The organism is Mesorhizobium sp. WSM4850 (assembly GCF_055811735.1).
In genome coordinates, this window is the sequence record NZ_JBVVPV010000095.1 from 1 (window position 1) to 7,116 (window position 7,116).

At 58.8% G+C, this 7,116-nt stretch carries 6 protein-coding genes; 3 read left to right on the plus strand and 3 right to left on the minus strand.

The annotated features are described in order from the left end of the window. Positions 1–337 precede the first annotated feature (337 nt). The gene (locus AC0L2Z_RS34520) at positions 338–1,375 is read right to left on the minus strand and encodes a cytochrome-c peroxidase (protein ID WP_473630535.1); all 1,038 of its coding nucleotides are present in this window, start codon (positions 1,373–1,375) and stop codon (positions 338–340) included. 537 nt (positions 1,376–1,912) lie between these two features. Here AC0L2Z_RS34520 and AC0L2Z_RS34525 point away from each other — a divergent pair. Both AC0L2Z_RS34525 and hemN read left to right on the plus strand, forming a co-directional pair. After that, positions 1,913–2,380, plus strand: a complete 468-nt coding sequence (locus AC0L2Z_RS34525; RefSeq protein ID WP_065011147.1) for a Ros/MucR family transcriptional regulator — start codon at positions 1,913–1,915, stop codon at positions 2,378–2,380. 204 nt (positions 2,381–2,584) lie between these two features. Further along, a complete protein-coding gene (hemN, locus tag AC0L2Z_RS34530) occupies positions 2,585–3,919 on the plus strand; it encodes an oxygen-independent coproporphyrinogen III oxidase (RefSeq protein ID WP_473630536.1) in 1,335 nt (444 codons plus the stop codon). Between the two features lie 403 nt (positions 3,920–4,322). Here hemN and AC0L2Z_RS34535 read toward each other — a convergent pair whose 3' ends face one another. Beyond that, positions 4,323–5,237 carry a prephenate dehydratase domain-containing protein gene (locus AC0L2Z_RS34535; RefSeq protein WP_473630533.1) on the minus strand — a complete coding sequence of 305 codons (915 nt, stop codon included), beginning with the start codon at positions 5,235–5,237 and terminating at the stop codon, positions 4,323–4,325. A gap of 133 nt (positions 5,238–5,370) precedes the next feature. Further along, positions 5,371–5,583 (minus strand): cold-shock protein, encoded by a 213-nt coding sequence (locus AC0L2Z_RS34540; protein WP_008874821.1) that lies wholly within the window; start codon positions 5,581–5,583, stop codon positions 5,371–5,373. Positions 5,584–6,440: 857 nt separating this feature from the next. On the opposite strand from AC0L2Z_RS34540, the gene AC0L2Z_RS34545 reads away from it, so the two are divergent. After that, positions 6,441–7,116: M16 family metallopeptidase (locus AC0L2Z_RS34545; RefSeq protein WP_473630534.1), on the plus strand; the 676-nt coding region annotated here is incomplete at its 3' end.

The window sequence follows — 7,116 nt, forward strand, 5'->3', positions numbered from 1 at the left end:
CGATGTCAGTGGGCTGATCACCCACCGCATCGGCGTGGACGACTTCCAGACCGGGTTCGATGCGATGAAGAGCGGCAGCTCGGGCAAGGTGGTGATGGACTGGCAGGGCGATTGGCCGATGTAAATTTGCGGAGGTGCTGACGGGAGGCCACCCTGGCTGCCGTCGATCTCCCCGCGAGGGAGCATGGCTGGTGCAAAGCAGTGGCTCCTCCCCCAACGTGCGCCGCTCAATCGTCGGCGACGTATCGCGGCCCAATCGGACGACCCTCGTGGCAATTCGCCCAGATCGGTCAAGGAATGCTCACAGACGCGACGCGATCGTCTGCTTTCCCACTGCCTACGATCGAGGTCGAGGTGTTGTGGGCGTTTCAGTCGGTAAGATGGGATATGTGATCTCCGGTCGCTTTCCGGTCAGCGAATGAAGGAAGGCAACGATCCGATCGATTTCGATTTGCGTTAGCTCTTCGCCAAGCTGGGTGGTGCCCATGATAGCGACCGCCTGTCTCAGGTCCCAGACCTTGCCCGAATGAAAGTATGGCGCAGTGATTGCTACGTTGCGGAGCGACGGCACGCGGAAAACATAGGAATCCTCTGGTACATTGGTGACGGCAAATCGTCCTTTGTCGTTCTCCGGCAGAACGTCGGCGCTAGGCTTCTCAAGGAGGCCGAATGGATAATAGCCTTCCCCACCAAGATTGACACCGGAATGGCAGGACGAGCAGCCCTTTTCGATGAAAAGGGCCAGGCCCTGTTTCTCTTCGGGACCGATGGCGGTGTCATCGCCATTGAGGAAGGCGTCGAAGGGGGCCGGCGTGACCAGTGTCGCCTCGTAGTCTGCGAGTGCATTGGCTACGTTTTCGAAGGTGATGGGATCGGCTTCATCCGGGAAAGCTGAATGGAACCACTCCACATATTGCGGCATCGATTTGAACGTCTCGACCACTCGATGCGATGTGTTGGCCATCTCGACACCGGCCTGTATCGGCCCTTTGGCCTGAGCTTTCAGGTCTTCGGCGCGACCGTCCCAGAACTGCGATTTGTTGAAGACGGAGTTAAACACCGTCGGCGCGTTGCGCTGCCCCTTCTGCCAACCATGGCCAATCGAAGTCTCACGATTGTCGTCGCCCCCGGTGGCCAGGTTGTGGCACGAGTTGCAGGAGAAAACGCCTGAGGACGAGAGGCGTGGATCGAAGAACAGTGCCTTGCCGAGGGCAATCTTCTCCGGCGTGCTCGGGTTGTTGGTGACCGCCGGCGTGAATGGCAAGGGCTTGAAGGTGGCCAATGCCGTTTCTCTGAGGTCTGGCGGAATGGACTGCGCAGCAAAAGCTGTGGCTGCCACAAGCGCAACAGCCACCGCAGGGAATAGAATTTTCATAAATGGAGTCCTTACGATGTGCACGGAAACCATCCTCCACATGAGGCCTGCGAACGCCCTGCGCTAGATCAGCGGATCGAGGGAATCGTGCCTGTCGACCAAGCCAATCGAGCGGCGGAGACATTGACTGCGATTCATCGCCCGACGGCGGATTCCAATGATGGCGCACGCGCAGTCGCTGTTTGTTCGCCTGAGGGTTTGGTCGGTTCTGTGGCCTGTCGCCACATGCTGGCGCAACGCCAGCCTGTTTCATACGCGCAAGCTTTTCTGCCCCCATCGAGTGCACGGCTCATGGTTTACAAGCTTTCTGCGTCTTCCCTCTGCAATTCAGACGGACGAGATCGGAACGGAAAGGCGGACACTGGCGCAGTTATGGGACAGCGACTACCAGGCAGATCAGTGTCACGACCGCGTGATGTGGTGCTATAGACCTCAATCTTGGACGAGCAACGAACAATCCTGTCGTGACATTTGTTGCTTTCACCGGAAATCACCACTAGAAGCGACGCTCCGCAGACCAATCCACCGGAGAGTTTCATGCCAGAAGAAGACTTCAAAAACATCGACAACCTCATCCAGCTTACCACAGATGTTGTCTCAGCCTATGTTTCCAACAATCCCGTTCCGGTGGGGGACCTTTCAGCCCTGATCGGCCAAGTGCACGAAGCTTTGAAGGGCACGGCGGCCGGTCGCGTCTCGGCACAAGAGCCGACGGTGTTGACGCCGGCGGTCCCGATCAGAAAATCGGTGACGCCGGACTACATTGTCTCCCTTGAGGATGGGAAGAAATTCAAATCGCTAAAGCGTCATCTGTCGACCCATTACGGGCTGAGCCCTAATGAATATCGCGCCAAATGGGGTCTGCCGGCGGACTATCCCATGGTCGCGCCGAACTACGCGGCTGCGCGCTCTGCCCTGGCCAAGACAATGGGACTCGGCCGCAAACCGAAAGAGCCTGAAGTCTCGGCGCCGGAGAAGCGGTCCAGAAAGAAGGTACCAGCGTGACTTCCTCATCCAGACCCGCTGTGGGGCTGGCGGCTCGATCGGCATGATGTGAGCGAAACATCGAAAGGCGGGATCAAATCCCGCCTTTTCCTTGCAGACGGTGTGATTACACACCCGCGAAGCGGAACGGAATTGACATAACGCAGAGACACAGGAGATCGCAGGGGTAAAAGGAGGACAGTTATCAACTTGGGAGAGAAACTGTTGCAGACTTCTATCCTGAAAAAACATCGCGAGGCTCTCCTGCCTTGGTACACCATCTATCCGACTGTGCCGGAGTTCTCCGCAGCGGTCGGCGCCGAAAGCTATGAGGAATGGCTAAGAGGTCTGCCGGCTGACGATCCGGTGTCGCTCTATCTCCACATTCCGTTCTGCCGATCGATTTGCTGGTATTGCGGCTTTCCGACCACGATTGCCCGCAATCAGGGTCCGATCCTCGACTATGTGGCCGTTCTGCGTGACGAGATCCGTTTGGTCTCGGAGCAAGTGCAGCAGAGGCTCGTCGTGAACGACGTGCATTTCGGCGGTGGAACCCCGACCCTGATCGGGGCAGCGGAATTCTTGGCCATGATCGAACTCCTGCGCCGCCGCTTCGCGTTAAGGGACCCCGCTAAGATCGCCGTCGAAATTGACCCGCGCACGTTCACGCGCGAGATCGCCGAGGCACTGGGAGCAGCCAATGTGAGCCGCGCGAGTCTCGGGGTGCAGAGTTTTGATCCAATTATTCAGAAAGCGATCAACCGGGTCCAGAGCGAGGCGCAGACGGCCGCTGCCGTCGAAGAGCTACGCCGGCATGGAGTATGCGCCATCAACGTCGACCTCATGTTCGGTCTCCCGAATCAGACGGTAGAGTCCTGCGTCCAGACTGCGGCGGCAACCGCCGCCATGCGTCCCAACCGGCTTGCGGTGTTCGGCTACGCGCATATTCCATCGGTGATCAAGAATCAGCGCCTGATCGAGAAGACTGCGCTGCCGGACAGCGTCGCCCGCGCCGAACAGGCTGCGGCGGTGGCAGATACGCTGGTTGCGGCCGGCTACCGAGAGATCGGCCTCGACCATTTCGCCTTGCCGGACGACGAACTTACGCTGGCGCAGACCCGCGGTCGGCTACGCCGTAACTCGCTGGGTTACTCGTCCGACACCTGCAAAACCGTGATCGGTTTCGGCGCGTCGGCTATCGGGCGGGTCGGCGATGGTTACGTCCAGAACGAGGTGACACACGAGTCCTACAGCCGGCACATAGCAGGTAGCCGTCTGGCAACATCAAAAGGCTACCGGCTCACAGACGAAGACCGCGTGCGAGCCGCAATCATTGAGCGGCTGATGTGCGATTTGGAGGCCGATGTGCCGGCAATCTGTGCGGCCTATGGATTCGATCCAATCCGCTTTCTCGATTCAATTGAACGCCTGGCGAAGCTGGCCGAGGACGGGGTAGTGGACATCGAAAACGGTCTCATCCGGGTGCGGCAGGAGCATCGCTTCGTTATTCGCGCTGTTGCTGCCGCATTCGATGCTTTTCTCGACCGGGTTGTCCCATAAGCACAGCCAAGCAGCGTGAGGGGCGCCAAAGCGATAAGCTCGTGCCAAACGGCACGCTCGTAAAACTGCCGCAGGCCCCGGTCACGGCGCCCCTGCGCGGATTGAAGTGTTGGACCTTCCCGAATGGACGAGCGTGCCGCCCACAACGCGTCACAGTCATACAACGGTCACTGGTTTTGTGAGATGCCCGGCCGGCGACATCTGTGCCTATGAATACTACCGTTTCGCAGGCAAGAAACTGGCGGGAACGACAAGATCGTCGGCGCGATGATCTCGTCCATGGCTCGCGGCATTACGTGTACATCGCATCAAGTTCGATGCGGCAGCCCCTTGTTCGTCAGTGATGAAGATCAACAGTTTTGGGGTTATGGACGGAAACTAGCCTAGCCTAGCCTAGCCACAACTAATAGCGACGTGGGTACGATCCGAGAATTCTCAGGCCATCAATCTCCGCCAACGCGGCCAGCGCCGGGTGCGTCAAAACGTGTCCAGCGACATCGATGACATACTGATGGGTGTCTAGCCGCTCGCAGGTCGGACGCTGATAGACATTGAGAACGGCTAAATTGTCCTTCGAGAACCTGTTCAGGACACAACTGAGATTTTGCTCTGAAACGCGGAGGTGAAGTGTTGTCCGGTCAAATCCTGTCGGCGCAGGGGTCCTGCGCCCGAGCACCCACCACCGCGTAACGTTATGCAGCCCTTCTTCAATTCCTGTTCGCAATATCTGCAGATTGTACAGCTTGGCACCAAGCGCAGGACCAAATGCTGCTATCGAGGGAGATTTTTGCTCTGCCACGAAAGATGTCGATCCCAGACGGCTCTCTCGCTCGACATTGGGCATGTTCTCGTCGAGCCACCCGGCCACCTCCTGCAGGGCCACGGGGTGGCCCACCACCTTAGCGATCATCGAGAAACTCGCATCCTTGCTGGCCATGAGGCTGTAGCTCAGGACCTTCGGGTACTCGGCGATAATCGTGGGAGACCTCAAGCTCAAGACTTGGTCGAGGTAGGGAGTGGCTCCGAGAGGTCGTAGCTGGGACGCATGCGACGTGGACGCAGCCATTCTCATATGCTTCGAACAATCCGTCGCTGAACGGAACGAGTTCAACTTGGTCACCAAAGAGGTCCAGCGAGGCTTGATGGGTCCAGGTCCCTCAGGGCCGATGTACCCTGCCCTCTTGATCCAGGAGGTGTCGATCGCTGGAGGCTGGCTGAATTGCTCGTTCATTCCCCGGCACGCTCGATCGAGAATGCGATAAACATCTGCTGCAGAAAGTAAAGAGGGCTGGGACCCGCCCCTCTTCGCTTGCAACATCTTGTGGCAGTAGAACTTAGCAGCTTGCTACAATCCCCTGCCCCAGTCGGCGGGAATCCGTGTTCTTGCCCGCTCCTATGGCGCGGTCAGTGGCACTTCTGCCCGGCTCTTGCCGGGCAGAAGCAGAAAAAGGTCAGCCAGCTTTGCTGAGACTGCCAGCGGATGATTTGCCAGTACGGCGGTCCTGTTCGACCTCGTAGTTGATCTTCTGGCCCTCATTAAGGGTCGAAAGGCCCGCTCGTTCGACAGCGGAAATGTGGACGAAAACGTCCTGACCTCCGTTGTCAGGCTGGATAAAACCGAATCCCTTGGTGCTGTTGAACCACTTCACCGTTCCAGTCGCCATAGCGTATTCCTTTGTAACCATTCAATGTAGGCAGGCCATAAGCCAGGTCCGCTTCATATCCGAGACTTCAGGGCAGCAAAAGCTAAAATAGCAAAAGCCCGGTCAAATCGCTAAAGCGGCTCGCAAGCTCCATCATGAGCGCCTGTCGCGGACAGCGTCTCCCGCGCTGGCGCTCCGAATGGCAAACACAAGTTCTGAAACGCTCCGGTAAATCCCAGAACCGCGTCTATCGCTGGTTTGGAGTCCTGTTAGGGACCTGCGATCGGCCGATGTGAGCAAGAGTACGCGGACGACCAGCAACTACGGGCGCGCGCTAACGCCACCATGTTCGCCGCAGTCCTAAGGGTATTTCACCTAGCCACCTCTTTAAGCGGCAAGCGCTCCCCAGTCGGCGGTGTCTGACGTCGGACAATGTCGGAGGTAGGCAACACAGAGTCCGTTGAATCGCATCGCCGAAACGGCTTTCTCATCTGGCACGGTTCCTGCGGGGTCATGCAAAACGCGCAGGAGAGTCGTCCCATGATCCCCACACAGAAAAATGCCGCCCCACCTTGCGCCGACCTACTCAAAACTGACATCCGAGCCGGGCCTGGCAGCGTTGTGAGGGCTCGTCTGGACCGGCGCTGCCCACGAATCCACCTTCTCCCAGTGGGGGCGACAGGGACGCAGCACCTTCAAATTGAGGGACAACTCACTTCCCTGCGAACCTTGTCCATCGCCCGGTCACCACAACCGAAACCACCGTCTGCCTGGCTGCGAGGCGCACTTTTGCGACCGCGCTGACATTTCTGACGACCGCGCCGTCTCCGGCGGCCGCCGATGACATCAAGGCAGCGAATTTCCTGCTCGACAACGGCATGGAGGTGGTCGTCATACCCGATCACCGCGCGCCCATCGTCACCCATATGGTGTGGTACAAGGTCGGCAGTGCCGACGAGCCTCCGGGCAAATCCGGCATCGCGCATTTCTTCGAGCATCTGATGTTCAAAGGGACGGCCAATCACGGCGCCGGCGAGTTGGACCGCGCGGTGGCGGAGATCGGGGGCTCGCTAAACGCCTTCACCTCTTACGATTATACTGCCTTCTACGAAAGAGTGGCGCCCTCGGCAGTGGAGCAGATGATGAGCTTCGAGGCTGATCGCATGCGCAATCTCACCCTCACGGATGACGTCATCAACACCGAACGGGACGTGGTCCGCGAGGAGCGTCGCTTGAGGGTCGACAACAATCCGGAGGCGCTTCTCGATGAGGAGGTCGTCACGACGCTCTGGCAGAGCCAACCCTACCGGGTCCCGGTGATCGGCTGGATGCACGAGATCGAGAAGCTGGACCGCAACGACGCCGTGGCTTTTTATGACAAGTACTGGCCGAACAACGCCGTGATGGTGGTGGCAGGCGACGTCGAGCCCGAGGCCGTGAAGGCGCTGGCCGAGAAGACCTATGGCAAGGTCCCGCGTGGACCAGATCTGCCGCCACGCGAACGCCCGTCTGAGCCGGTGCAGAACACCAGGCGCACATTGACGCTAAGGGATG